The organism is Marinobacter sp. SS13-12, from assembly GCF_030227115.1.
Lineage (GTDB): Bacteria > Pseudomonadota > Gammaproteobacteria > Pseudomonadales > Oleiphilaceae > Marinobacter.
The window spans coordinates 53,123-77,059 of the sequence record NZ_JASSUA010000001.1; the positions used below are offsets into that span (position 1 = coordinate 53,123).

The 23,937-nt window shown below is 59.0% G+C and carries 24 protein-coding genes; 2 read left to right on the forward strand and 22 right to left on the reverse strand.

Annotated features, from left to right (window positions below):
• Positions 1-15: 15 nt before the first annotated feature.
• The 6 genes from QPL94_RS00275 to QPL94_RS00300 all read right to left on the reverse strand — a co-directional run bounded on the left by QPL94_RS00275 (position 16) and on the right by QPL94_RS00300 (position 6,651).
• The gene (locus tag QPL94_RS00275) at positions 16-1,818 is read right to left on the reverse strand and encodes an AMP-dependent synthetase/ligase (protein WP_285354765.1); all 1,803 of its coding nucleotides are present in this window, start codon (positions 1,816-1,818) and stop codon (positions 16-18) included.
• Positions 1,815-2,624, reverse strand: coding sequence for an ABC transporter ATP-binding protein (locus QPL94_RS00280; protein ID WP_285354767.1), 810 nt, complete (start codon positions 2,622-2,624; stop codon positions 1,815-1,817). Before QPL94_RS00280 ends, QPL94_RS00275 begins: the two co-directional genes overlap by 4 nt.
• A gap of 8 nt (positions 2,625-2,632) precedes the next feature.
• Positions 2,633-3,841 (reverse strand): ABC transporter substrate-binding protein, encoded by a 1,209-nt coding sequence (locus QPL94_RS00285; RefSeq protein ID WP_285354768.1) that lies wholly within the window; start codon positions 3,839-3,841, stop codon positions 2,633-2,635.
• Between the two features lie 71 nt (positions 3,842-3,912).
• A complete protein-coding gene (locus tag QPL94_RS00290; RefSeq protein ID WP_285354769.1) occupies positions 3,913-4,956 on the reverse strand; it encodes a branched-chain amino acid ABC transporter permease in 1,044 nt (347 codons plus the stop codon).
• A 1-nt stretch (position 4,957) separates the two neighbouring features.
• Positions 4,958-5,836: a branched-chain amino acid ABC transporter permease gene (locus QPL94_RS00295; protein ID WP_285354770.1), complete on the reverse strand. Its 879-nt coding sequence runs from the start codon at positions 5,834-5,836 to the stop codon at positions 4,958-4,960.
• A complete protein-coding gene (locus tag QPL94_RS00300; RefSeq protein ID WP_285354771.1) occupies positions 5,836-6,651 on the reverse strand; it encodes an ABC transporter ATP-binding protein in 816 nt (271 codons plus the stop codon). The genes QPL94_RS00295 and QPL94_RS00300 overlap by 1 nt, the downstream gene beginning before the upstream one ends.
• A 249-nt stretch (positions 6,652-6,900) precedes the next feature.
• Here QPL94_RS00300 and QPL94_RS00305 point away from each other — a divergent pair, with 249 nt between their 5' ends.
• Positions 6,901-7,695, forward strand: coding sequence for an enoyl-CoA hydratase-related protein (locus QPL94_RS00305; protein ID WP_285354772.1), 795 nt, complete (start codon positions 6,901-6,903; stop codon positions 7,693-7,695).
• 16 nt (positions 7,696-7,711) lie between these two features.
• Here QPL94_RS00305 and QPL94_RS00310 read toward each other — a convergent pair whose 3' ends face one another.
• From QPL94_RS00310 to QPL94_RS00380, 15 genes are all read right to left on the reverse strand, one after another.
• Entirely contained in the window at positions 7,712-8,935 is a 1,224-nt protein-coding gene (locus QPL94_RS00310; RefSeq protein WP_285354773.1) for a CaiB/BaiF CoA transferase family protein, read from the reverse strand.
• Between the two features lie 25 nt (positions 8,936-8,960).
• Positions 8,961-10,424 carry an NAD-dependent succinate-semialdehyde dehydrogenase gene (locus QPL94_RS00315; protein WP_285357805.1) on the reverse strand — a complete coding sequence of 488 codons (1,464 nt, stop codon included), beginning with the start codon at positions 10,422-10,424 and terminating at the stop codon, positions 8,961-8,963.
• 45 nt (positions 10,425-10,469) lie between these two features.
• The gene (locus QPL94_RS00320; RefSeq protein ID WP_285357806.1) at positions 10,470-11,153 is read right to left on the reverse strand and encodes a TetR/AcrR family transcriptional regulator; all 684 of its coding nucleotides are present in this window, start codon (positions 11,151-11,153) and stop codon (positions 10,470-10,472) included.
• A gap of 61 nt (positions 11,154-11,214) precedes the next feature.
• Positions 11,215-11,919, reverse strand: a complete 705-nt coding sequence (locus QPL94_RS00325) for an ABC transporter ATP-binding protein (protein WP_285354775.1) — start codon at positions 11,917-11,919, stop codon at positions 11,215-11,217.
• Positions 11,916-12,698: an ABC transporter ATP-binding protein gene (locus QPL94_RS00330; protein ID WP_285354776.1), complete on the reverse strand. Its 783-nt coding sequence runs from the start codon at positions 12,696-12,698 to the stop codon at positions 11,916-11,918. Before QPL94_RS00330 ends, QPL94_RS00325 begins: the two co-directional genes overlap by 4 nt.
• A complete protein-coding gene (locus QPL94_RS00335) occupies positions 12,695-13,642 on the reverse strand; it encodes a branched-chain amino acid ABC transporter permease (protein WP_285354778.1) in 948 nt (315 codons plus the stop codon). The genes QPL94_RS00330 and QPL94_RS00335 overlap by 4 nt, the downstream gene beginning before the upstream one ends.
• On the reverse strand, positions 13,639-14,508 hold the full coding sequence (locus QPL94_RS00340; protein ID WP_285354779.1) for a branched-chain amino acid ABC transporter permease: 870 nt from the start codon (positions 14,506-14,508) through the stop codon (positions 13,639-13,641). The genes QPL94_RS00335 and QPL94_RS00340 overlap by 4 nt, the downstream gene beginning before the upstream one ends.
• A 77-nt stretch (positions 14,509-14,585) precedes the next feature.
• Positions 14,586-15,809 (reverse strand): ABC transporter substrate-binding protein, encoded by a 1,224-nt coding sequence (locus QPL94_RS00345; RefSeq protein WP_285354780.1) that lies wholly within the window; start codon positions 15,807-15,809, stop codon positions 14,586-14,588.
• Positions 15,810-15,958: 149 nt separating this feature from the next.
• The gene (locus tag QPL94_RS00350) at positions 15,959-17,569 is read right to left on the reverse strand and encodes a long-chain-fatty-acid--CoA ligase (protein WP_285354781.1); all 1,611 of its coding nucleotides are present in this window, start codon (positions 17,567-17,569) and stop codon (positions 15,959-15,961) included.
• A 3-nt stretch (positions 17,570-17,572) separates the two neighbouring features.
• Positions 17,573-17,938 (reverse strand): DUF6285 domain-containing protein, encoded by a 366-nt coding sequence (locus QPL94_RS00355; RefSeq protein ID WP_285354782.1) that lies wholly within the window; start codon positions 17,936-17,938, stop codon positions 17,573-17,575.
• Positions 17,935-18,960, reverse strand: coding sequence for a phosphotransferase family protein (locus tag QPL94_RS00360; protein WP_285354783.1), 1,026 nt, complete (start codon positions 18,958-18,960; stop codon positions 17,935-17,937). Before QPL94_RS00360 ends, QPL94_RS00355 begins: the two co-directional genes overlap by 4 nt.
• On the reverse strand, positions 18,960-20,165 hold the full coding sequence (locus QPL94_RS00365; RefSeq protein ID WP_285354784.1) for an acyl-CoA dehydrogenase family protein: 1,206 nt from the start codon (positions 20,163-20,165) through the stop codon (positions 18,960-18,962). The genes QPL94_RS00360 and QPL94_RS00365 overlap by 1 nt, the downstream gene beginning before the upstream one ends.
• Before the next feature lie 10 nt (positions 20,166-20,175).
• Positions 20,176-20,976: an SDR family NAD(P)-dependent oxidoreductase gene (locus QPL94_RS00370; RefSeq protein WP_285354785.1), complete on the reverse strand. Its 801-nt coding sequence runs from the start codon at positions 20,974-20,976 to the stop codon at positions 20,176-20,178.
• A gap of 82 nt (positions 20,977-21,058) precedes the next feature.
• Positions 21,059-21,697: a hypothetical protein gene (locus QPL94_RS00375; RefSeq protein WP_285354786.1), complete on the reverse strand. Its 639-nt coding sequence runs from the start codon at positions 21,695-21,697 to the stop codon at positions 21,059-21,061.
• A gap of 84 nt (positions 21,698-21,781) precedes the next feature.
• Complete coding sequence (locus tag QPL94_RS00380) at positions 21,782-22,672, reverse strand: LysR family transcriptional regulator (protein ID WP_285354787.1); 891 nt, start codon at positions 22,670-22,672, stop codon at positions 21,782-21,784.
• A gap of 127 nt (positions 22,673-22,799) precedes the next feature.
• Between QPL94_RS00380 and QPL94_RS00385 the strand changes: the two genes are divergently transcribed.
• The gene (locus tag QPL94_RS00385; protein ID WP_285354788.1) at positions 22,800-23,126 is read left to right on the forward strand and encodes a hypothetical protein; all 327 of its coding nucleotides are present in this window, start codon (positions 22,800-22,802) and stop codon (positions 23,124-23,126) included.
• A gap of 3 nt (positions 23,127-23,129) precedes the next feature.
• Here the strand turns inward: QPL94_RS00385 and QPL94_RS00390 are convergent, their stop codons facing one another.
• Positions 23,130-23,804: an NAD-dependent epimerase/dehydratase family protein gene (locus QPL94_RS00390; protein ID WP_285354790.1), complete on the reverse strand. Its 675-nt coding sequence runs from the start codon at positions 23,802-23,804 to the stop codon at positions 23,130-23,132.
• Between the last annotated feature and the right edge of the window lie 133 nt (positions 23,805-23,937).

A 23,937-nucleotide genomic window follows, 5' to 3' on the forward strand; every position in this document is an offset into this window, starting at 1 on the left:
TGCCCTTTGCGCCCATCAGGCGTAAAGGGCCTCAATCACGTCCGTGTATTTCTCATAGATTTTGCTGCGGCGCACCTTCATGGTGGCCGTCACTTCATCATCGTCGTGGTCGAGTTCCTTGGTGAGCAGGTGGAAACGTTTGATCTGCGCCACCTGGGGCAACTGTTCGTTGGCCTTGTTCACTTCGGCCTCAATCAGTTCGTTCACCCGCTCGTGCTCGGTCAGGCTGCGAAAGGTGGTGTAGGCAATCCGCTCCTGTTCCGCCCATTTGGCCACCGTGTCGAAGTCGATCTGGATCAGGGCAGAGACATACTTCCTGGCCTCACCAATCACGATGCATTCCTTGATGTAAGGGCTGGCCTTGACGGTGTTTTCAATCTCGGTGGGCGAGAGGTTCTTGCCCCCTGCGGTAATGATGATGTCTTTCAGGCGATCAACAATCTTGAGCTGGCCGCCCCGCCATTCACCCACATCCCCGGTGTGCAGCCATCCGTCTTTCAGGGTTGCGGCGGTTGTCTCGTCGTTCTTGTAATAGCCCTTGAACATACTGCCGCCGCGCATGATGATTTCGTTGTGTTCACCGAGCTTGACCTCTACGCCGGAGACGGCAACCCCCACGGTTCCGAGATGCACATCATCCACCTGCTGGGCCGTTGCCACGCCAGTGCTTTCCGTCTGGCCGTAGACTTCCACCAGGGGAACACCGATAGTCCGGAAGAACTCGAGAATCCCGGTGGAAATGGGCGCAGCGCCGGTCATCGCCAGGGTGCACCGGCGAAGGCCGATGAAATTCTGCAGTGCACGGAACACCAACCAGTAATTGAGGCTGAAGAGGCATTTTTCTTTCAGGCTCCACTGTGCCCGGGATTTGGTCGCCATTGGTGCACAAGCCCGGATCGCTCGGTTAAATAACGCCTGCCGGACCCGTCCGGTTTCCTGGATCTTGATATAGATGGAGGAATGCAGCTTCTCCCAGATCCTGGGCACCCCCAGAAAGAAGGTCGGTGCAATCTCCCGCAGATCTTCCTGGATCGTCCGCAGGCTCTCGCCAAAGCTGACCGTACTGCCCACATAAACCGGTGCAATGTTGGTAACCGCCTGCTCCGCCACATGGCATAGCGGGAGGTAGGACAGGCTGGAGCCATGCTCGTCTGCCTGTAGCAGCTCAATAAGGCCGGGCGCCGCAGCATGGAGGTTACCCCAGCTGATCATGGCGCCCTTCGGACGGCCAGTCGATCCGGAGGTATAGATCATCAGGGCGGTGTCATCCATCTGCTGGCTGTCCTGCAATTCATCCACCAGCCCCGGGTGCTCTTTCTCGAATTCCCGGCCTCTGGCCTCGATATCCTCGAACGCCGCTGGCGGTTCCGGATAATAACGCAGCCCCTTCATATCAATGGCGATGTTGTGCTTCAGCTTTGGCAGCTCCGGCCAGGCTTCCAGCACCTTGTCGGTCTGCTCCTGGTCCTCGCACACCACGAACTCTGCATCGCTGTGCTCAAGAACGTAGGCCACCTCATTCCAGGGGCTGGTCGGGTAAACGCCAACACAGATGCCACGGACCATGCCGATACCCATCTGGGCAATGACCCACTCCACCCGGTTTTCCGAGATGATGGCCACATGTCCACCTTCCTTCAGCCCCAGGGCACGGAGCCCCAGCCCGAAATGCCGGGCGCGCTCGTAGTAATCCTGCCAGGAGTAAGCCTGCCAGATACCGAAGTCTTTCTGGCGCAGTGCCAATCTCTCGGGCCGCTCTTTGGCGTGGGCCCGCAACATCTGCGTCAGGGTCAGTTCGGGTATGGATGGTGTTGTCATGAAAGCCACCGTTTACGGCGTTTGTAGTGCTTGATGTCACGGTAACTGCGGGCTTCGCCTTCCTTGCCACCCACCCCCAGATAGAACTCCCGCACATCCTCGTTGGCGGTCAGTTTGTCCGCCGGGCCATCGATCACGATTTTGCCGTTCTCCATGATGTAACCGTAAGAGGCTATCGCCAGTGAGACCGCAGCATTCTGTTCCACCAGCAGAATGGCCGTGCCCTGCTCGCGGTTGATTCGCGCCACGATGGTGAAGATCTCCTCCACCAGCATCGGCGCCAGCCCCAGCGAAGGTTCATCCAGCATGATCAGCTTCGGCTGGGCAATCAGCGCCCGGCCAAGAGCCAGCATCTGCTGTTCCCCGCCCGACAGATACCCGGCCAGTTGCTTGCGGCGATCCCTCAGGCGCGGAAAGTAGTTGTAAACCAGTTCATAGCTGTCGCTCAGGGAGGGTTTGCTGCCACTGAGTGCGTAGGTGGCGGCAACCAGGTTCTCCTCGACGGTCAGGTCCTCGAACACACGGCGACCTTCCATCACATGGAACAACCCACTGCGCACCAGCTTCTCGGGCGGCGTGCCCTTTACATCCTTGCCCCGGAAACGGACTTCTCCGGCGGTCACTTCGCCGTCTTCCAGGGTCAGCAGGCCGGAAACACTCTTCAGTGTGGTGGATTTGCCGGCGCCGTTGGAGCCGAGGAGCGCCACAATGGCACCCTCCGGCACCCGCAGTGACAGGCCCCGCAGGACCTGCACCGACTTGTTGTAGACCACCTCGATGTTATCGATTTCCAGTAAGGCTTCCATACAGCCCCTCAGTCGAGGTGAATCCAGTCCGATACCGGCTCGTAACGGCCTTTTTCGGCATTCACCCGCCAGATACGGCCGACCGGGAAGGACATGTCCCTGACCGTAACCGGAATACCGATGATGCCGCCGGTGTCCCAGTCCTTGATGGAAGCCAGTGCCTCGGCCATGTTGTCTCCGGTCAGCTCCTTGTCGGCGTCAAGGGTGCGCTTGATCACTTCGGTCCACACCATGGCGTTGAACCAGGCCTGCATGTAGCCGGTCGGGCGGTAATCGGCCTCCGGGTCACTCTTTTCGGCCTGAGCCCTGAGTGCGTCCAGCATCGGCCCACTTTCTTCGCTGTCATAGTAGTTGTAGGGCATAACACCCATGTAGCCGTCCGCATCTGCGCCCATCTTGTCGATGATCAGCTTGTCAGAAGACCAGAAGGTACCCATGAACTGGGTGTCCAGCCCCATCTGGCGCATCTGCACCATGAACTCGTTGATCGGCGACAGCACATAGCCGTGGAACACCACGAAATCCGGGCGTACCCGGCGCAGCTTCAGGACTTCTGCGGAGACATCCACGCTGCCAGGCTTGGTGACAATGTCTTCAACCACTTCAATACCCAGCTCCGCGGCCCGGGCCTTGCCATTCTCGATGGGGTCCTTGCCGAACTCGGTATCGCTGTAGACAAAGGCAACCGTCGGCATGTCGCCGTCCTTACCCTGGTCTGCAATGTACTCCAGGATGATGCCGAACATCTGGCTGTAGTTGGGGCCCGGGATGAACTGGTAGGGGTACTGCTCGTTATCCGTCAGCGCGGTGGCAAACGACGCGCCACTCATCAGGGTATCCCCCTGGCTGTTCAGCTCCGAAGCAATGGCCTTCATAAAACCGGTGCTGTCACCGTAATAGGTGGCCGGAGATTCACTGCCGGAAATCTTCTTGAAAGCAGCCACCGAACGGTCTACCTCGTACGCGGTATCTTCCATCACGTACTTCACGGGGTGGCCATTGATACCACCCTCGCTGTTGATCCAGTCGGTGTAATCCGTCAGGCCCGCATGGATGTGAATGCCGGCAAAAGCAAATACGCCGGACAGTGGTATGGAGCCACCGAAGACGATGGGCTCCTTGTCCTGGGCCATGGCCGGGGTGGCCACGGTCAATGCAGCGACCAGGCTACCAAGCCCGGCAAGCCGGCGACCTTTGTTGAGGATGTTTCTGAACATATTGATTCTCCTTGCTGCTTCTTGTTGTTGGTGTTGCGCGGTTTCCCGGTGAAAGGCTCATTGGGAAACCGTTAGTTTTTAAAGGGCCACAGGCGGAAAAAACGGCGGATGCGATGCCACATCTCCGCGAGGCCATGGGGTTCAAAAATCAGGAAGCCCACAATCAGGGCGCCGAAAATAATCTCCAGCATTGGCGACATGAACACGGGGGCGTTGGGGTAAAACGGCGTCAGGGCTGCAGTCAGCAGTTTCAGCGCTTCCGGCACCAGAGTCATAAAGGCCGCGCCGAGTATGCCTCCCAGCAGGTTGCCCATGCCGCCCACGATCACCGCCGCGAGATAGAAAATCGACATGGACAGCGGGAAGCTCTCCGGCGTCACCACCCGGTAAAAATAGGCGAACAGACCACCGGCCACCCCGGCATAGAACGAACTGAGCGCGAAGGACATCAGCTTGTATCGAAGCAGGTCAATACCCAGAATTTCGGCAGAAATATCCCGGTCGCGGATGGCAATGAAGGCCCGGCCAATCCGGGTCCGGAACACATTGGCGGCGGCAAGTACCATCAGCACCGCCAGCGGCACGATGATGAAATACATCATGAAGTCGCTCTGGAAAGACCACCCGAACAGGTGTGCCGGTTCCAGGCTCAGGCCGCCCATACCGCCGGTGACTGATTCCCACTCGGCAAAGATGAAATGCAGGAAAACGCTGGCCGCCAGCGTGGCAATGGCCAGGTACAACCCCTTGACCCGCAGCGAGGGCAGGCCCACCAGAATACCGACGGCGGCAGCCATGAGCCCGGCCAGGACCAGGGTTACCGGGAATGGCAGGCCGGTATTAACAGAGAGCCAGGCCACGGTATAAGCGCCAACCCCCATGAACCCCGCCTGCCCCAGGGAAATCAGGCCGGTAAAGCCGGTCAGGATATTCAATCCGGTGGTGCTGATCACGGCTATGCCAACCAGGCATCCCAGGTACAGCAGATAGGAATCCGCCATGAACGGAAACACCAGCAGAACCAGCAGGAAAAACCCGAACCAGAGTTTTTGGGTTGAAGTGGTCCAGATCGCCTCATCGGCCTCGTAACTCTGTTTTGCGTCACCGATGCGCATCTTACACTCGCTCTATTTCGTGGGTGCCAAAAAGGCCGTAGGGCCGGATCACCAGAATCACTGCCAGCACCAGGAAGGTCGCCGGCATCCGGTATTCGCCACCCAGATAGGCACCGGCCACGGTCTCCAGCCAGCCAATGAATACACCGGCGATCAGTGCTCCGAGGATGCTGTCCAGACCACCGACAATCACCACCACCAGCACACTCAGGCCAATGATCCCGAACTGCGGGCTGAGGCCACCGGTGGCGGCCACCAGCACACCGGCCAGTGAAGCGGCCAGGGAACCAAACACCCAGGCCATGTTGAATACCCTGCGCACGTTAATGCCCATGGAATAGGCCGCCGCCTGGTCAGAGGCCGTCGCCCTCAGCGCGACCCCACCCCGGGAGAACCGGAAATAGAGCAGGTAGATAATCAACAGGGCAGCCCCGATCAGGAAGCCATAGGCGATCTTCGGAGCCAGATAGAGGGGGCCAATGAAAACCGGCTCCCGGGGCAGGAAGCTCGGCAGCAATTGCGGGTCGGCGGTCCAGATAAATTCCACCAGGCCCACCAGGATACTGGCTATACCGATGGTCACCATCACGACCGAAATGGGCGATTCACCCAGCATCGGCCGGATCATGGTTTTCTCGATCACCCCGCCCAGAAGGCTGCCGCCGATCACCGCCAGCGGCAGCGCGATCCACGCGGAGAGCTCCATACCACCCGCAAAGGCCAGGAACAGGTAGGCGGCAAACATCATGATTTCGCCGATGGCAAAATTGATCACCCGTGTGGCCTTGTAGATGATCACAAACCCCAGGGCGATCAGCGAATACAAGCCGCCCATAGCCAGGCCCGCCAGGCTGATTTCACCAAAGAAAATCCAATCCATCAGGCGGCCTCCCCTTCCGGATTGAGCTTCTTGCGCAGGCTGTCGATGTCACTGTTGCCCAGGTAGGCCTTGATCACCTCGGGGTTCTTCTGAACGTCCGCCGGCAGGCCCTCGGTAATAACCTGACCAAAATTGAGCACCGCAATGTGGTCGGAAATATCCATCACCATGCCCATGTCGTGCTCCACCATCAGCACGGTAATGCCCCACTCCTCCCGGATATCCAGGATAAATCGGGCCATGTCCTCCTTTTCCTCCCGGTTCATACCGGCAACCGGTTCATCCAGCATCAGCACTTTCGGTTGCATGGCCAGTGCCCGGGCCAGCTCCACCCGTTTCTGCAATCCGTAGGAGAGGCTCGCTACCGGCTGGCGACGGATATGGTCGATTTCCAGGAAGTCGATGATCCGTTGTTCCACATCCTTGCGGACCGCCATCTCTTCCCGGCGCGCCGGACCGAAATAGGCCAGTGCGCTCAGCAGGCCGCTTTTCATGTGAACGTGGGCGCCAAGCTTGATGTTGTCGAGAACGGTCATGCCCCGGAACAGGGCAATGTTCTGGAAGGTTCGGGCCAGGCCCAGTGCGGCCCGGCGCGGCGGCTTGATACCGCTTGAAAGCACCTGCCCCTCGTAGCTGATCGTGCCCTGCTGGGGTTTGTAGAAACCGGAAATGCAGTTGAAAAGCGACGTCTTGCCGGCGCCGTTCGGGCCGATGATGGTGGTGATGGTGCTTTCAGGCACGCGGAAACTGACGTCCTGCAAGGCCTTCACACCACCAAACGACAGGGACAGGTTGCTGATATCGAGGATGCTCACTTCACCTCCTGGCACCCCTGGCGACGGGAACACCGGCATGTGAACACGCCTTGCAGCTACCCCATTTACGCCTAAAGATGATTGTAATTCTTGTTTTTTCTTGTGATCAGGGCACGCCCCGACCCAGACTTAAAGTAGTCCATGCAGGCAACATTAGGCAAACCCTTCTACTCTGTTACCTGACGACTGATAACGACGATACGCAGGGAACTGACCTTCAGATGCACCATAGCGTGAGAAAAATCAGATATGGCAGAACAACTGGTAACCACCGATTTTGACCCTGAGACCGGTATAGCAACACTGACCTTCAACCGACCGGAGGCCCTGAACGCGATCAATGTGCCCCTGGCGGAGGCCTTTCTGGCCGCTGTCCAGGGGCTGACATCCTTATCGGGCCTGCGATGCGTGGTTCTGACAGGGGCGGGGCGGGCCTTTATGGCAGGCGGTGACGTATCCAGTATGGCAGGCTCTCCAGAGCAGGCGGGTAATGCAATCAGCGCCATTCTGGATGCGGTCAACCCAGCCATCCTGCTGTTGCGCAGCATGGATGCGCCGGTGATTGCCGCGGTCAGGGGCGTCGCCGCTGGCGCGGGGCTCAGTCTGGCGCTGATGTCAGACCTGGTGATCGCCCGGGAGGATGCAAAATTCCTGGTGGCCTACAACGGCATCGGCGCTGTACCTGACTGTGGCGGCAGCTGGTTCCTGGCCCACAAGATAGGCTCGGGTCGGGCAGCGGAATTGATGTTACTGGGGAAAACCCTCAGTGCTGCGCAAGCCAAAGACTGGGGCCTGATCACCGAGTTTGCCCCGGAACCCAACTATGAAAATCTGTTGACGGACATCACCGGCAAAGTTGCCAGCGGACCCACGCGTGCCTTTGGCGCGTTCCGCCAGCTTAGCGACCGGGCCAATGGCAATCAGCTGGCCGCCCACCTGGAAGCAGAGCGAGCGGCCTTTCTTGAAATGACCCGGACCGAGGATTTTGCAGAGGGTGTGTCAGCGTTTCTGGCCAAGCGGCCTGCGCAATTCCAGGGGCGGTAAAGGTGTATGGCGTGGGTCAGGAGACGACTCCCCTTTCCCTTAGTACCTTGATCTCCCCGGGAGAAAGGCCCGCAACCTGATGCAGGACATGATCCGACTGCTCCCCCAACAGCGGCGGTGCCGTGCGGTAGGTTACGGGTGTCAGTTTCAGCTTGATTGGATTGCCGACCGTTGGCACCTCGCCCAGATCCGGATGGGAGACCGTCTGTTTCATGCCCCGCGCGAGAACCTGGGGATCGTCAAATACCTGATCCAGGGTATTCACTGGCCCGCAGGGCACGCCTTTCCGCTCGAGGATTTCGACCCACTCCCGGGTAGAGCGCATCACCGTGGCCTGTCTCAGTTTCGGAATCAGCGCCCGGCGGTTGGCCACCCGGGCGCGATTTGTCGCAAAGCGCTCATCGCTTACCCACTCCGGATGCCCGAGCACGTCAGCCAGCCGGGAAAACTGCTGATCATTGCCGATTGTCAGCACCATATTGCCGTCCGCAGTGGGAAAATCCTGATAAGGCACGATATTGGGATGGGCATTCCCCATCCTTGTCGGGGCCTTACCCGTGGTCAGGTAATTCATCGCCTGGTTGGCCAGACAGGCCACCTGGGCATCCAGTAGGGCGGTCTCCACATACTGGCCCTCCCCGGTCCGGTCCCGGTGGCTGAGAGCGGCAAGTACACCGATGGTGGCGTAGAGCCCGGTCACGATGTCCGTCAGTGCCACACCGACCTTCATTGGCCCTTCCCCGGGCTCGCCATCTGGTTGCCCCGTAACGCTCATCAGCCCGCCCATGGCCTGGATCAGAAAATCATAACCGGGCCGGTTCGCATAGGGGCCATCCTGGCCGAATCCGGTAATCGAGCAATAGATGAGTTTCGGGTTAACTCGCTTCAGACTGTCGTAATCCAGACCATAGCGCTTGAGGCCGCCCACCTTGAAGTTTTCCAGTACCACATCCGATTCAGCCACCAGCTTGCGGACCAGTTCCTGTCCCTCGGGATGGGCGATATCGATCGCCAGGGACTGCTTGTTCCGGTTGGCAGCCAGGAAGTAGGCGGAGAGCTCAGAGCTGCCATCGGCCCCCTGCAGATAAGGCGGTCCCCAGGAGCGGGTGTCATCGCCGGTTTCCGGACGTTCGATCTTGATAACCTCCGCACCCAGATCTCCGAGGACCTGACCGGCCCAGGGGCCGGCCAAAACCCGGGAAAGATCGAGGACGCGCAGGTGAGACAGCGGGCCTGCCATTTGACTCTCCTAGCAACCGGGGGGCTTAGCGCATGCCGCCCAGGCACAGATACTTGAGTTCCATGAACTCGTCCAGGCCATAGCGGGAGCCTTCCCGGCCAAGGCCGCTTTCCTTGACGCCACCGAAAGGTGCGGTCTCGGTAGAAATGATCCCGTCGTTGATACCGATCATACCCGTTTCAAGGGCCTCAGCCACGTGCCAGATGCGCCGGATGTCATTGCTGTAGAAGTAGGCGGCCAGACCGAATTCCGTGTCGTTGGCCATGGCGATGGCCTGCTCCTCGGTATCAAACCGGAACAGCGGCGCCACCGGACCGAACGTCTCTTCGCTTGCCACCAGCATATCCTGGGTGACATCGGTGAGGATGGTCGGCTCGAAGAAGGTGCCGCCCAGCGCGTGCACCTGGCCTCCCAGGACGACGTTTGCGCCCTTGCCGGTGGCATCGGCGATGTGACGTTCGACTTTGTCCAGGGCCGCCCGGTTAATCAGCGGGCCCTGGTGAGTCTCGCCGTCGAGACCGGGGCCCACAACCATCTGGCCGACCGCCACTTTCAGCTTTTCAACAAATTCGTCATACACTCCGGACTGCACATAGATGCGGTTGGCGCACACACAGGTCTGCCCGGTATTCCGGTACTTGGAGGCCATCAGCCCAGTCACCGCAGCATCAAGATCGGCATCGTCAAACACGATGAACGGCGCATTGCCACCCAGCTCCAGGCTCACTTTCTTGACCGTGCCGCTGGCCTGACGCATGAGCAGTTTGCCCACTGGCGTAGAGCCGGTGAACGACACCTTGCGGACCACCGGGTTGGTACTCAGTTCTTCACCCACCTCCGGCGCCCGGGCCTTTGAGCAGGTGATGATATTGAGGATGCCGGCGGGAACACCCGCCTCCTCCGCCAACACCGCCAGGGCAAGGGCACACAGCGGGGTATCCTCTGCGGGCTTGACCACTACCGGACAACCGGCGGCCAGGGCCGGTGCCACCTTGCGGGTGATCATAGCCACCGGAAAGTTCCAGGGCGTGATTGCCGCCACCACCCCGATGGGCTGTTTGATCACCACGATGCGCTTGTCCCGGCCATGGCCGGGAATCACGTCGCCATAGGCCCGCTTGGCTTCCTCGGCAAACCACTCAATAAAGCTGGCGCCGTACCCTACCTCACCACGGGCTTCCGCCAGCGGCTTGCCCTGTTCCGCCGTCATCAGCCGGGCCAGGTCTTCCTGGTGTTGCATCACCAGATCGAACCACCGGCGCAGGATACCCGCTCGCTCCTTGGCCGGGCGTGCACGCCATTCCGGCCATGCAGCCTCGGCTGCCCGGATGGCCTGCCGGGTGTCTTCTGCGTCCATATCCGGCACCTCGGCCAGGTGCTCGCCATTGGCCGGGTTGGTCACCGGGAATCGGTTGCCTGAACGGGCCCGGACCCACTCCCCGTTGATATAGGCGCTTTCGCGCACAAGTTCCGGATTCGTCAATCGGATCATCATCACAGTCCTCACGGTCCTTAAAAAAGGGAATCATTGGCCTCAGAGCAGATAGCTTTCAATCACATCCCTGACAAACGCCGCATAGTCGTCAACGGCAACATTCTGATCCCGGTATTTTCTTCGCTTCAGGTACCAGTCCTGCAACAGGGCCTTGATCATCGAGGCCACAAGACGGGCATTTCTGGAGCGGTAAACCCTTGCCTCGATGCCGTCTTCAATTAACCGGAGAAAGATTTCCTCAATCTCCAACTCAATGGCAACGGCGTCGCGTTTTTCCTCAGCAGGCAGGCTCTTCGCTTCCATGTAGGAAAAGTAGAACCAGGCCCGCATCAGCTCGCTCAGATACAGGTGTGCCTTGATCGCGGCGAACAGTCGGTCGCGGACGTCCTCGACCTCCCTGGTGTAATGGAGCAGGGTCCGGCGCGTGATAATGAATCCGTGGCTCTGGATCAAATGGATCAGGTCATCCTTGTTGCGAATATAGGCATAGAGCCCACCCATGCTCATGCCGGAATCTCCGCACAGGTCCCTCAGCGTCATGGCATGGAACCCCTTGGAGTTGGCCAGCCGCAGCGTCGAGTCGATGATCCGGGTCAGATTCTTGACCGCCGTCGCCTCCTTTTTGATGCTGATTCGATCCTTGTTCTGGCGGTAAACATCACGGATCACATCCTCCTTGGATATGCTGAGCTCACCACGGAATGCTTCGTAATTCTCAATCATAGCTGCCACGACTGCCTGCTCCTGCGGCGGTGATTATAAGCCAGATTATGCCACCGCCAGACTATGCTACCGAGAGATACCGGTCCTGTGTGGCCTGATCGGTGCGCAACTCGTCACTGGTTGCCTCATGCACTACCTGTCCCTTTTCAAGGATATAGGCTCTCTGGGCGTGCTTGAGGGCAAACCGCACGCTCTGGTCTGTGAACAGGATAGTGGTGGTCTGGCTCAGGTCATCAATCAGCTCACCAATCTGCTGAACGATAACCGGGGCCAGGCCTTCATTGGGCTCGTCCAGCAACAACAGCCGTGGCTGGATCATCAGGGAGCGCGCCACCGCCAGCATCTGCTGCTGGCCACCGGAGAGGGTGGCACCGTCCTGGTCCGCCCGTTCGCCAAGCATCTCGTATTTCTTGAGGATGCCATCCACCGTCCAGCGGGCGTTACTGCCCTTGCGTTGATAAGAGGCCACATCCAGGTTATCCCGCACTGTCAGCCCGGGAAAGATCCGGCGGTCTTCCGGTACATAACCGATGCCTGCGCGCGCAATCCGGTGGGCCGGCCAGCCCTGGACCGGCTTGCCATCATAGATGACCTCACCGGATCGCGGAGGCGTCAGGCCCATGATACTTTTCAGGGTGGTGCTCTTTCCCGCGCCGTTCCTGCCGAGAATGCAAACCGTCTCACCCGCTTCGAGCTGAAGGGTAACACCCTGGAGCGCCTGGCTCTCACCATAAAACGTCTGGATATTGCGAACATCAAGAATCATGGTTTGGCCTCCTCGACCGCTTCGTCGTCTTCCTCCCCCAGGTACGCAACACGAACCTCCGGATGGTTCTTCACTTCCTCGGGCGAACCGGCAAACAGCTTTTCGCCACGGTGCATGACCAGAATGCGGTCCGCCAGATTGAAGACAACGTCCATATCGTGCTCGGTGATCATGAACGTGTAGTCACCGCTGTCTGCAAGCTTCTTGATCAGCCGGGTGGTGCGCCGGGTTTCATCGGGGGTCATGCCGGCTGTGGGTTCATCCAGCAGCACCAGTTTGGGTTGTGTTGCCAGCACCATAGCAATTTCCAGCAATCGTTTGTCGCCGTAACTGATGACTTCCGCGCGCTGCTCCTTCAGGCTGTCGATGCCCAGCCGCTTCAGAAAATCGACTGCCTCTTGCTGGATTCCGGTATTACGGGAGGCAATATTGAACAGCTTGCGGCTGTGGCCATGATAGGCCGACAGCACGACTTCCACGTTCTCCTGCACCGTCATCTCCGGGAAGATGTTATTGATCTGGAACGAGCGGGAGACTCCCAGGCGGCTGATCTTGTGGGGTGGCAGGCCGGTGATATTCTTGCCGTCCAGCATGATCTTGCCTTCAGTCGGCTGCATCCGGCCGGAAACCATGTTGTAAAAGGTGGTTTTCCCGGCACCGTTGGGACCGATGATAGCGATGGTTTCCTTGGGCATGACTTCCAGGTTGATATCGGAAACCGCAGTGACACCGCCAAAACGCTTGGTCAGGTTAGAAATGGTAAGGACCGGGTTACTCATTTTTTCACCTCCATCCACCAGTCAATGGCGGTGCCCAGCAGCCCCTTGCGGAAGAAGATCACCATTAATGCCAGGATGATGCCCAGAACCAGCATCCAGGACTCTGTATAAGTGGTGATCCAGGTTTCCAGCAATACGAACGCCGCGGACCCGATGAATGGCCCCAGAAAAAACCCGGTGCCACCGAGAATGGCCATCAGAATCGGTTCGGCGGACATGGACCAGTGCAGAAGTTCCGGGCTCGCCACACGCAGGAACGGGGCGATCAGACCACCGGCCAGGCCTGCGAAAATGCCGGCAATAACGAAAGCCACCAGACGGTAAGTACGCACATTCAGCCCGGCGAAGGATACCCGCTCGGGATTCTGGCGGATAGCCTTGAGGATCATGCCGAAGGAGCTGCGGCAAATCAGGTAAAGCACGATCGAGGCAATGGCCACAATACCCAGCACCACATGATAATAAACCGACGGATTGCCCAGAGTCAGATCAAGTCCAAGCCCGAAGGAGCCCAGGGTAAACCCGGCAAGGCCGTCACTGCCGTTGGTCACCGAGCGCCACTGGTAGGCGATGGCAAAGACCATCATGCCAAAGGCCAGGGTGAGCATGGCAAAGTACACCTCATTGAGCCGGACGCTCAGGAAGCCGATCATCAGCGCCAGCAGTGCGGACGCACCCATGGAAACCAGCAGGCAGGCCAGGAACGGCCACTCCAGGTGGATCAGCACCAGGGCTGTGGCGTAGGCGCCAATACCGAAGAATGCCGCATGCCCGAAGCTCAGCATGCCGGTATAACCGAAAATCAGGTTGAAGCTGGCCGCGAACAGGCCGAGGATCAGGATTTCGGTAAAGATAAACACATAGAAATAGGAAGCAATCCAGGGCACAGCAATCAGCCCGGCAATCACCACAGCCAGAATGGCCATCAGAACCTTGGTCTTCATGCATTTGCCCCCTTACCCATAATGCCGTTTGGTTTGAACAACAGAACCAGCGCCATGCCCACGAACGGCAATAACAGGTTCACTTCCGGCAGGTAGCGTCCACCGAAGCCGTGAATCAGTCCCAGGATGATGGCTCCGAGCAAGGCGCCCGGGAAGCTGCCCAGCCCTCCGATCACCACCACGATGAACGACTCGATAATGATTTTGTCCCCCATACCGGGATCAAGTGCCCGCATGGGTGCGGCCATGACACCGCCGACAGCGGCCAGCCATGCGCCAAACGCAAAAACGCCGGTGACTACCAGCCGGGTGTTGATGCAAAGCGCCTCGGCCATATCGCGGTCCAGTGCCGCTGCTCGCATGATGCGGCCAACACGGGTGCGGTTGAACAGGTACCAGAGACCGGCCAGCAGCAACAGGCCGATGACGATCACAAACAGGCTGTAGGTGGCAACGGAGCTGCCCAACAGGCGCACCGAACCTGACAGCAAATCCGGCGGCTGGACCACATGGATGCCACTGCCCCAGATCATCCTCACACTCTCGTTGATGATCAGCAGGATAGCGAAAGTCAGTAGCAGGCTGTCTGCCACGTCCCGGGAATAGATAAAGCGCAGCAGCACCCGGTCGATGATGACTGCCAGGATAGCGACGCCGATTGGCGCCAGGATCAGGGCCGCCCAGAAGGGCATACCCGCTATATTGATCAGTGTGAAGGCCAGATAGGCCCCCAGCATGTAGAGTGCCCCGTGGGCAAAGTTGATAATGTTCAACACACCGAACACGATATTCAGACCCACTGCGATAATGAACAGCAGCAGCCCGATATCGAGACTGTTCAGCAACGCCGCTCCGATGCCAGACATGGATTACCTCATTACGTTAGGGCCGGATTCGTGGCGCCCCGGAGGGCGCCACGGCAAGCAAAAGAACAACAGTCAATTCAGAGCTTGCAGCCGGTCTCTTCGATGGTGCGGGCTACTTTTTCGCCGTCAAAGATCTGCAGGTTGGTCAGCGTGCGGATGCCATGCTCCGGATGCATGGGGCCGGAAACACCCCAGTTCGGGCTCACCATGGCCTGGTTATCGCCTTTGCGGAAAGTAACCGTTCCGTTCGGGGCTTCCATACTCATGCCGCTCAGCGCCTTGGCAACGGCAGGACCATCGGTGGTGCCGGCCGCTTCCATCGCCTGTTTGTAGGCGTAGATGGCGGCATACGCACCCTCAGCGTTGTAGCTCGGCGGATTGCCGTAGGCATCAAGGTAGGCTTTCACAAAGCGGTCGTTAATGTCGTTGTCGTAGGCTTCGTACCAGTAACGGGTAGACAGATGCACTCCCTCAGGCATTTCCTCGCCCAGAGCGGTCAGTACTTCAGTCGCGGCGCCAACTGTGAACATCACCTCCAGGTCCTCTTCGAAGAAACCACGGGTATTGGCCTGGCGGATAAAGTTGACCAGGTCACCACCCCAGACGGAGATCAGAACGCCCTCGGCGTCAGAGTCCATGACCCTATCAATGAACGGGGTGAAATCCTCGGCACCGAAGCGCGGAAAGTTGGTCTCCGACATCAGGTTTACATCCGGATTGATCTCTTTGAGATAGTTACCAAAGAACTCCCAGGACTGATGGCCGAACGCATAGTCCGGACCGATGGTGGTCCAGTTAGTGGCGTCGGTTTCTGCAGCCACCATAGCGGCAGCCTTCATGTTCTGGGCCACGTTTACACTGATGCGGTAGGTAAACGAATTACACAGCTTGCCGGTGACATCCGGCGTGGCGGCGTGGGTTATGATCAGGGGTTTCTGCAGCTCCGGCATGGTCGGAACCATACCCTGGGCAACGCCCGAGCTGTCGAGCCCCACGAGGGCGTCCACATTCTCCGAGTAGACCAGCTTGCGCGCGGCCTGGATGGCTACCGAAGCCTTTCCCTGGGTGTCCTCATAGATCATTTCGACCTGGCGACCCAGGATGCCGCCGGAGTCGTTAATTTCATCCACTGCCAGGTTGATGCCTCTCTGGGCGAACTCGCCGTAGGTGGCAGCACTGCCGGAGAGAATGTAGAGCCCGCCGATCCGGATCGGATCCTCGGCATAGCTGGTGCCGGCGGTACCAAGCGTCGCGGTTGCGGTCATCGCAACCAGAAGATTCCTGATGCTCATTTTTTTCATGGTATTGCTCCTGTGTTCTTGTCTTTGTTGTCACTGGAACTTGTGAGCCCGCTGAATCAGGGCCGGTTTCGTTTTTCTGAGTGCGTTATTCGCGTTATCGCAACCTCCTGCTGACCATGGTCAGCCCAGTCATCGGGACAGCCCGGCCATCAAGACAGAGAGTCCCGCAGAATGTTTTTGCGGATCTTGCCGGTGGCGGTTTTGGGAAGCTCACCAAGCACCACTTTTCTCGGCGCCTTGAAGTGCGCCATGTGATCCCGGCAAAAAGTGATAATCTCCTCGGCCGTGAGTTCCTCGCCGTCGTCGACCGGATTGACAAAGGCACAGGGCACTTCACCCCATTTGTCATCGGCCATTGCCACCACCGCCGCCTCGGAGACTTTAGGGTGCCGGTAAAGGACTTCTTCCACCTCCAGGCTCGAGATGTTCTCGCCACCTGAGATGATCACGTCCTTGGCCCGGTCCCTGATTTCCACATAGTGGTCCGGGTGCATAACGGCCAGATCACCCGTGTGAAACCAGCCGTCTTTAAAAGCCTCAGCTGTGGCTTCCGGATTTTTCAGGTAACCCTTCATCACCGTGTTGCCACGGATACAGATCTCGCCCATGGAGTTTCCGTCCGCAGCCACTGGTTCGCCGCTGACGACATCCATCACCGCGACCTCGTCCAGGCCCTGAACAGGAACACCCTGACGGGACATTTTCACCGCCCGTTCTTCCAGCGGCAGCTGCTGCCATTCCGGCTGGGGCACACACAGTGTCGCGGGCCCGAAGGTTTCAGTCAGGCCATACAAATGGGTAATCCGGAAACCGATTTCCTCGGCCTTGCGAATCACGCTGCTGGGGGGCGCTGCGCCGCCCAGGGCAAAGTGGGCCGGGCGGGAAAGCTTCAGGCCCTCGCGCCCCAGCTCCTGTAGCAGCATATTCATCACCACCGGCGCACCGCACATGTGGGTGACTCCGTAGTCCTCGATCCGGCGGTAGATTTCCATGGCGTCGACCTCCCGCAGGCAGACGTGGGTGCCGCCTACGGCCGTGATCGCCCAGGTGTAGGCCCAGCCATTGCAATGGAACATCGGCAGGGTCCACAGGTAGACCGTCTCGGCGGTCATATCAAATACCATGGCGTTGGTCATGGCCGCCAGGTAGGCACCGCGATGATGGTAGACCACGCCTTTCGGATTGCCGGTGGTGCCGGAGGTGTAGTTCAGTGAAATGGCGGCCCATTCGTCGGAGGGCGTTTGCCAGTCAGCTTCGGGCCCGCCCTCCGCCAGCAGGCTCTCGTAGTCCAGGTCCGCCAGGCCTTCGCTCGCCCCTGCCTTGCGTTCGATGGACACCAGCAGCGGCGGCGCCTCCAGCTCGGCTATGGCAGCCCTGACCTGGTTCTCCCATTGGGTGTCGTAGAACAGAACCCTGGCTTCACCATGGCCCAGAATGAAGGTCAACGTTGCCGCATCGAGGCGGATATTGATTGAATTGAGCACCGCACCGGACATGGGCACGGAATAATGAGATTCGAGCATTTCATGGCTGTTGGGACACAGGATGGCCACCGTATCGCCGGAGTTAATGCCGCGGCGACGAAGCGCATCGCCCATCTGGCAACAGCGCTGGTAGAGCTGCCGGTAAGACAACGTTCGGTCGTCATCAATGACCGCCCGCTTGTCGGGAAAAACCAGTGCCGAGCGCCGCAGCAAGTTCAGAGGCGTCAGGGCAGAGTGATTGGCGGCTTTCTTGTCGAGGCTGTTGTACTTATTCATGGTTCACCGTTTCCGATAGCCAGGGTTATTGATCAGCAACCGGGACTCGGTGAGGGTACGGAGCACAGAACGCAGAGCCGGATCAGTTCCATCCAGGCGACGCTCGCGAATAACCCGGGCAAGGTCTGTCTCTGCTTCAGTAGCCGTTTCATCAAGGGATTGCTCTGAAAGGTATGCCCGCACGGCCCGGTCGGTTTGCTCTGGCTGGCCCTGCTCGCGCTGCTCAAGCTCCCGGATGGCCATGCCCATGGCATTGGCAATCATGAGTGCCTGGTATTTGTGTTCCCCGGCAAGCTCCGGGGCCACTGATTCCAGCAACACCTGGCGAGCCTCGGCAAGCAGATCCCGGGTTTCTGGTTGATTGATCATTGCCCATCCTCCAGTTCCTGAACCTGGTTCAGCAGGTCCAGCTCCATCTGCGCCACCATGCGGCCAGTCAGCGCCAGTTCCAGCGAACGCTGCTCACCAGACATGTGTCTGCGCGCCTGCTGCAACGCAATCATCGCCCAACGCACCAGCGCCATGACTTCCCAGTAGCTGACCGTCGCCGGATCAAGATCGACGCCGCTTACTTCCCGGTAGCCGTCAAGAAGATCCTGCCTGTCTCCGAGCCCGCCAACTTCCCGGTCATCAGCTCCGAACCGCCAGCTGCGACTACAGAGCCAGCCCAGGTCCTCACAAGGATCGCTCCAGGCGGCAAACTCCCAGTCCAGGACAGCGGTCAGCTCATCACTGTCCATCATGTAGTTACCGGTCCGGAAGTCACAGTGGCAAAGCACCGTTGGGCCCGGTTCCGGCGCATGATCCTCTAACCAGTTCAGCGCCCACTCCAATACCGGATGAGGTTCACCGATTTCTTTCAGATAGCGGCGATACAGCGCTACCCGGCTCAGGGCCGGATTGTCCGGATCGGGCATCACCAGGAACACCAGCGAAGCCTGCGGTGGCCGCACTGTGTGCAACCTGGCGAGCTCAGCACCCAGCCGGCGCACAATGTTCCGACGCTGCTCTTCGGAGAAGTCCGCCTTGACCAGTTTGCGCGGAGACGCGCTCCCCGCTGCCCGGGTCATGACGTAGAACACCTGCCCGCTGACCTCTGGGTCCTCACAAAGCCAGAGCGGCTCCGGTGCGGTTACCCCGGCCCTGAACGCCGCCTGAAGAACCCGGAATTCCTCGGGCCTGGACAGGCTTTCTGCGACCCCCGAAGGGGCGTCCTGCCGGACCACAAATTCCTGCCGACCTGGCCGGCTGCCGCCCTCCAGATCCAGCGTCAATCCGAAGTTGTCCTGGATGGCGCCGCCGGAGAGCTTGTCGAACTCGATAACCCGGGCCGCCCGGGCACCGCATTGCCTGACAATGAACGCGCTGAAGGTGTCGGCAAGCGCAGACATTACGCCTTCACTCCCCAATGCCAGAAATCGGTACGTTCCGCCAGCAAGGTCTTCGAGAACACCATCTTGTGTATTTCCGAGGCACCATCCACCAGTCTCGCCTGGCGGGCATAACGGTAGATCCACTCCAGAGGAGTATCCTTGGAATAGCCCCGCGCGCCGCAAAGCTGGATGGCCGTATCCACCGCCTTGTGCAGGGTGTCGGCCACAGCGACCTTGGCCATGGAAACTTCCTTGCGGGCGAAGTCACCCTGGTCCAGCTTCCATGCGGCATGCATGGTAAGCAGCCGGCCAACCTGGATCTCCATGGCCGCCTCGCCCAGTAGCCATTGCACACCTTCGCGCTGGGCCAGGGACTGACCGAAGGATTCCCGGTTATTGACATATTCGGTGGCAATCTCCAGGGAACGACGGGCCAGGCCCAGCCAGCGCATGCAGTGGGTAAGACGGGCCGTACCGAGGCGGATCTGGGTGAGCTTGAGGCCATCGCCGACTTCCATCAGCCGGTTCTCGTCCGGGATTTCCAGGCCGTCGAACCGGAGCTCGCAATGGCCTCCGTGCTCTTCTGGCCCCATGATCGGAATCCGCCGGAGGATTTCCCAGCCAGGATCATCCTTGTGGAACAGGAAGGCGCTCAGACCCTTGCGGGTATCGTCGGAAGTCCGTGCAATCAGAATAAAATGCGATGCGTCGGCGGCGCCGGTAATGTAATGCTTGTGGCCGTGGATAACCCACCGGTCGCCCTTTCGCGTAGCAGTGGTCTGCATCATGCCGGGATCCGAGCCACAGCCGGGAGGTGGTTCGGTCATCGCAAACGCGGAACTTACTTTTCCCTCCACGATGGGCTTGAGCCAGCGCTCCTGCTGAGCTTCGGTCGCCACCTTCGCCAGCACGATCATGTTTCCGTCGTCCGGCGCCGCGGAATTGAACACCACCGGCCCGAATATCGACCGGTTCATCTCTTCGTAGCAGGCCGCCATACCGGAAATATCGAGCCCCTGACCGCCCAGATGCTCAGGAATCTGCAGGCACCACAAGCCCTGCTGTTTTGCCTTCGCACGCATCTGCTCGAGGCAGTCGCGCGCAATGTTCTCATGTTCATCATAGGCCTCCGGGTTCTGCTCCAGAGGCAACAACTCCTGTTCCACAAAGTCCTTGATGCGTTTTCGGTACGACTCGTTCCCGGGGCTAAGATTGAAGTCCACAGCTTGCTCCTTAAAGCGAGGATTGAAGATGGCCGCCATCCACCACAAGGGTGCTGCCGGTCATGTAGTCGGAAAGGTCTGAGGCCAATAGCAACAACGGGCCACTCAGATCCCCAGCCTGGCCAAGACGGCGCTGAGGTATACGGCGGATCATTTTCTGGCCGGGTTCACTGGCGAAGAAATCACGGTTCAGATCGGTTTCGATATACCCCGGTGCCAACGCATTGACACGGATACCAAAACGGGCCCACTCCAGGGCAAGCGCTCGGGTCAGTTGCTCGACGCCAGCCTTGGCAGCAGCGTAGGGCGCCACGTTACCAGCCACGCGATGACCGAGAATGGAAGAAATCATGATGATGCTGCCGCCCCGGTTGATTGCGTAGAGGCGGCGGGCGGCCTCGTTGCACACCAGCCAGCAGCCCTTGAGATTGGTGTCGACCACCCGGTCCCAGTCCGAAACGGTCAGATCCAGAGCCTTCTTGCTGGTGGCCACTCCGGCATTGGAAACCACCACATCCGGGATGGCGATGGCGTCGGCCATGGTATCGAACGCTTCCGCGACGCTGGCCTCATCGGTCACATCCATGGTGACGACATGGATCCGATCAGCATATTCGGGAAGGTCGGTTTTGAGGGATTCCAGTGCCTCGCGGCGACGGCCACTGGCAATAACCGTTGCACCGGCCTCAAGCAGGCACCGGGTAAAGCTGTGACCCAGGCCACCAGCGGCTCCTGTGACCAGTGCCGTCTTGCCCTCAAGGCGCAGTGACCCGTTTGTGTTTTCAGGATTCGTATTATTGGAATTGTTCATATTTCGACCTCCACGCTCTAAAAATAGAACGAGCGCTCGAAATATTCAAGGAGCAGTTACAAAAAGGTCAACCGGTCGCGGACTACCCGGACTGATCAGAACTGTCAGACTCCGACTGCCCTTTCCTCTCGGGGCAAAGCTCTGACTCAAGCCAGCGGCGAATCTCATGGCGGTCGCGGCGGCGGTTAAGCTGTTCACTGTGGATGTTGCGGGGAAATATTTCCGTTTGCCCTTCGTGCTCCAACCGGAAACTCCTGCGCACGCCTACCGGGTATCGACTGGGGCCATGAACCACGGCAGCGCGTATCTCTACCGCAGCGATGTCCTCAAACAGGTAGTCGCTGTCGCTATCCTCACTTCGTCGGCCAAGAATGATATTGCGGAACGAGCCCAGCACCAGGTAGCCACCGGGCTGCAAGGGGCCCTGCCGCAGCACCTGGTGTACATTGCTGTCGTCCGCGCCAACCCGGCGATACTCGGTTACCGTCAGTGTTTTCTCTTCGCCGGCCCTGGTTCGCAGTACCACCTGCACACACTGCACATGCACGGTTTCCTTGCCCATATTTACAAGCAGGCACAGGGCATCCGGGTTCTCGTTCTGGGCGTGGTGAATGACCAGGTAGGGACGGTTGTTGCGTTTGTACTGGAAGAAGAACAACTGGAAATAGACAATCCAGATGACGGCCATAACGGCGCTGCTTACGGGTCCGATGTAATCCATTCTGAGCTCCCTTTCTGACCGTTGTTACCTCCGTAATCTTATTCTCGGGTACCAGGAACGCAACCTCAACGTGCCCCTTTACCGTCACCTCAGATCAGCAAACGCTTCTTTGACGTGACCAGCCAACGCATCATTAATCGGATTGCTGCCACTGCGCACCAGGGCGATCTGGTAGTCCGCGAGCGCCGGCAGGCCGTCCCTGTCCAGTTTCCGCAATGGTGGCCGCACCAGGCTGAGCGGGAAAGGCGCTACTGCCAGGTCCGCCAGCATGGCTGCCTCCTGGCCGAAACAGTTGTCGCAGGTGTAGGCAATGCGATAGGGCATATGAGCTTCATCCAGCGCATTCAGGGCCATGCGGCGCCAGGCACAGCCATTGTTGGCGAGGGACACCGGCAGGGGTGAACGATTGGCGGCTATGCCTCCTTCGCGCCCTGCCCACACCAAAGGCTCCGTGTGCACGACTTCCCCCCGCCACTCCTGGCCTTCGTTGCCGATGGTAACCAACACCATATCCAGTTCGCCGGTGTCCAGGCGATCCAGATTCTGCTGGCTTGAGCCCACCACCACATCCACCTGCACAGCCGGGTAGGAGCGGGCAAACTGTGCAAGCACCCTGGGCAGAATACGGCTGCCTACATCATCGGAGGTGCCAAAACTGACCCGGCCTTCCAGGGTCGGCGCAAGGAACTGCTGTATGGCTTCCTCATTCAACCGCAACAGTCGTCGCCCATAGCCCAGCAATACCTCACCCTCCGGCGTCAGGCGAACGTGGCGGGCCTCGCGCACAAACAGAACATGCCCGAGGATCTCCTCAAGCCGCTTTATCTGCATGCTCAGTGCCGAGGGAGTGCGGAAGACCTGCTTTGCCGCCCGGGTAAAACTTCCGCTTTCGGCAATCGCCACAAAGGTTCGCAACACATCGGTATCCAGCAGCGGAATAGACTCACGGGTGATCACCGGCTTTGAACTGTCCATCTCTTGGCCCTTCAGTTTCCGACCTTTCAATTTTTCTTAACTTAGATGTTAAATCTTTTCGTTTGTTTGATCAAAGACGGAGTTGCATGCTTGGAACACGCCCATCGTTGACAAGGAGACCCTCAGAATGAGCAACCAGCAAGAATTCCGTCGTCCTCAATTGCCCCCCGATTCCCCGGCGAAGCCTCCCGAACTGGAGCTGTACATGCCGGCAACACCGCCGCTGGCTTTCATGGCAAATCTGGAGTTCTGGATCAGGATCTTCCGGCGCCGGTATCATTTTCGGCGGCTGTTCGTGCCCCTGCTGGATGAGGACGACCAGCTACTGTCGGATATCGGCTTCGAGAGAACGGACATTCAGTGGGCGCTCAAGCTGCCACTGAAAGTGGACGCCCTGAAGGCACTGGAAGCCTGCCGCAGGGCGCGAAGAAGGAAGAGATCGGTCGAGAAGTGACGCTCAGGCCCTGGCCAACGCCACAATGTCCGGGTACTCGTGTACCCGGACCACTGGCGCAGCGGGAGTTTCCTGAGCGAGAGCGCAAACCTCGTTGACCATCGCACTGGCCACGGACGCCGCTTCAATACCCCGGAACCTTTCCAGAGGGCCAATCAGTGCGCGGTTGATCAGGGGCATGGCTTTCATTCCCAGGGCTTCGGCGGTGCGCTGCTCGTCCCTTTCCCCGAGCAAAAGACTGGGTTGGTAGATCGCCAGCACAGGATAACCAAGCGCTTTCACCGCGTCTTCCAGTTCCCCTTTCACCCGGTTGTAGAAAACGGTGGACGATGACGAAGCAGCAATAGCTGACATCAGCATAAAAGCCGTTACGCCCTTTGCCCGGCCAAGCTCGGCCGCTTTCAGCGGGTAACCGAAATCCACCTTGCGGAACTGGTTCCGGGAACCGGCCTTTTTGATGGTAGTACCCAGGCAGCAGATAATAGCATCCACAGCGAACAGTTCGCCGTGCTCGTCCAGGCGGTCGAAATCGATTTCGTGCTGTTCGAGTTTTGCATGGTTCAATGGCAGTTCCCGCCGCACCGGCGCAACCACTGATGCAACCTCATCCCTGGACAGCAACCCCTCCAGTACTTTGCCACCCGTCAGGCCGGTGGCACCCAGTAGCATCACTTTCATACGATCTTCCTCAACCACGACGTTTCATATATGCAGTTTAGTGCCAGGGAACAGGCCGCAACCATATCACGACGTTAAAAAGCAGTTTAAACTGACCACAATAAAAAGCTGACCCACCCGCTGATTCAATGCC